At 34.8% G+C, this 2,395-nt stretch carries 4 protein-coding genes; all 4 read right to left on the minus strand.

Going from position 1 to position 2,395, the window contains the following annotated elements; all coding sequences use genetic code 11:
- The coding region (locus B4967_RS07515) for a hypothetical protein (RefSeq protein ID WP_083024493.1) at window positions 1-1,288 on the minus strand (1,288 nt) is incomplete at its 3' end.
- Window positions 1,278-1,502, minus strand: a complete 225-nt coding sequence (locus B4967_RS17825) for an ABC-three component system middle component 6 (RefSeq protein WP_139794440.1) — start codon at window positions 1,500-1,502, stop codon at window positions 1,278-1,280. The genes B4967_RS07515 and B4967_RS17825, both read right to left, overlap by 11 nt.
- Entirely contained in the window at window positions 1,492-2,052 is a 561-nt protein-coding gene (locus B4967_RS07520) for an ABC-three component system protein (RefSeq protein ID WP_139794441.1), read from the minus strand. Before B4967_RS07520 ends, B4967_RS17825 begins: the two co-directional genes overlap by 11 nt.
- A gap of 33 nt (window positions 2,053-2,085) precedes the next feature.
- A complete protein-coding gene (locus B4967_RS17830) occupies window positions 2,086-2,325 on the minus strand; it encodes a hypothetical protein (protein ID WP_139794442.1) in 240 nt (79 codons plus the stop codon).
- Window positions 2,326-2,395: the final 70 nt, after the last annotated feature.

Genomic DNA, 2,395 nt, shown 5'->3' on the forward strand with positions numbered 1-2,395 from the left:
TCGGCGCCGGCTTCACGGATTCAGGAATCTCTTTGGAAATAGCCTCAAGGATTTTTTGCAATTGATCTTCTGCTTCAGTTTGATCTGATTTTGCTTTGGACTGCTGCTCCATTAGACCTTCTAGCTTCCCAAGCTCAACTTTAAGCTCACCAAGTCGCTTCAGATTTTTAGTCACATGGTCTAAGCTTTCCTTAGACCGCATATCAGAAAAAACTTGTAACTTATCTTTCCTTATTGAACTGAGTTCTGCCAGAAGACCTTCAGACTCTTCATTCAATTTGGGTAAATCAATCGTAAGAAAGTGCTTCTTTTTCTCAACGAGATTTCTATGGAACAAAACAACGTCTTCAAGTTCTCGTAAGGCTCCATCAATTGCGACGCCAGAAAAACTATATATAGCTTTAAGCTCATTAATCAAATAACCATCTTTGTCTTTGGATAACAGCTCGACAGTATGATTAATGTTGTCTACTTTTCGCTGTATAGATAGAAGTTCTTCTGTATATCGTTCTTCTTTTACTTGTAGTTCTGAAAGTCTTTCTATTGGGTTTGAATATTCTGGTGAATATTCGAATGTTAAAAGGTTGTTCTCTAGCTCTTTAGCATCTGCCTTATACCTCTTAATCTCACTTTTTGGCTTTTGCTCTTTCACTAGCGCATTAATTGATGTGGAATTCCTTTTTCGCCTGTTAACCAGATTCGTCGCATCTCTTTTCTCTGTAAGTAGAGATGTATTATTGAAACCGAAAAGGTATAAAAAAAGTTCGCTATAATCTTTTGGGCCTTGTCGTTTATCAAGAAACTTAGTTGTACTCAACATTCTATGACTGTCATTTCTAATGAATTTCGGCGCTACTGCTCGAACAGAAGGTCTTCTAGTAGATATATTAAAAATTTTATCTTGAATAAATGACTCATATTGCTTTTCTTCAACACTTTCACCATTTATCCAGAATTTAGATTCAGTTTTTTCTTCAATACATAAACGGCGAGAAATTTGATTTATTTTGTTTGAGTAGTCAAAGAAACTGAGAGAAGCAGTTACAAAGTTGTTCTTAAAAAGCGCTTCTATCTCAAGATTTGGCTTTTTAAACTCTTCATCAATGTAAATGCTGTCTATGCTTCCTAGCATTAGAAAATCAACCACTCGTGATAATGTTGATTTTCCAACACTGTTACCTGTACGACCAGAATTTGGCTTGTTTGTGACGAGGTTCAGACCAGACTCGAATTTAACAAATCTTTTTACTTCGTTATTTATCTTTACTTCAAGACTATCAAGCTTCATTTATAAAAACCTCTACTCCATTAAACCCAATAGCCCTAATTGAAAACAACCAATCTAACGACAATATGATGTGATCAATTGATACTTTTAGCTCTGAAGAGCAGTCAGTGAGTATCGCATCTAAGGACGGATTTTCTTCTGCCACTTTCTTTAGAATTTTTGCCCCTATGCTTACAACATTTATTTCTTGGTCACAACCACTTCTAGGAATCATAAGCTGGATTCTCCATGATTATGCATTCAATAAAAGCATGAGCCACAACAACATTCACCCCCAATTCAACATGTTCTTTGTAGACAGGAGTGTTTTTTGATTCAAATACAGTATTTTTTAATCTCTGAATGATAAAATCCAAAATAAACTCTGAATTTTCTCTGACTTTATCTATGTCTATATCAAAAATCAAGTAATCAATCTCAACAGCGTCTAAAGCAAGATAGTATAAATCGTTTAAATTCTGAAGGATTGTATCTTTTCCAAAAGCTATCAATGAGTCAATCTCGGAATATGCCTCTTCTACTTTTGAAGAATGATCTAAGTATTGCTTTATGATATGGTTTTTAGCTTTAAGATTATTGTATTGTATCTTTACAACTGTTTCAGAAGATGGTCGCCTTCTGCTTTTCTTAAACGCAAACGGCTTATTAGCTAATGACTTTAGCAATTCATTTATAGCTGAGCTGATCTCATATTCGGGAGAGTTCCCAATAAAGATATTTCCAGCATTACGTTCAACTTTAACTGTTTTATTCACAGGAATCACCCCCTTCATTTCCTATGGACACGGTTTAGTCCCTTACATGTCTATTCTCATGCCGCCTGAATTATTCTTTGTATATACATTATTCTGGCCGCTTTGTATAACACTATCCTGACTATTATCCACTGTAGAATTATTTGTTATTTCACCAATTTTTATTTTCAACTGTTTATTCTTCTTTGATGTAATTACAGCAAATAAAGTACTTCCTACAGTACATACCCAAGCCAGTGTGACCCCAATATCTGATTTTACAAACTCAATGAAAGTATCCATTTCTAACCTTGATGACAAATGATGATGTTGATGAGAAAACTAGGTTCTTCGTCACTTCACGTGGATTTGG

Source organism: Vreelandella lionensis (assembly GCF_002087295.1).
GTDB classification, from domain to species: Bacteria; Pseudomonadota; Gammaproteobacteria; order Pseudomonadales; family Halomonadaceae; genus Vreelandella; species Vreelandella lionensis.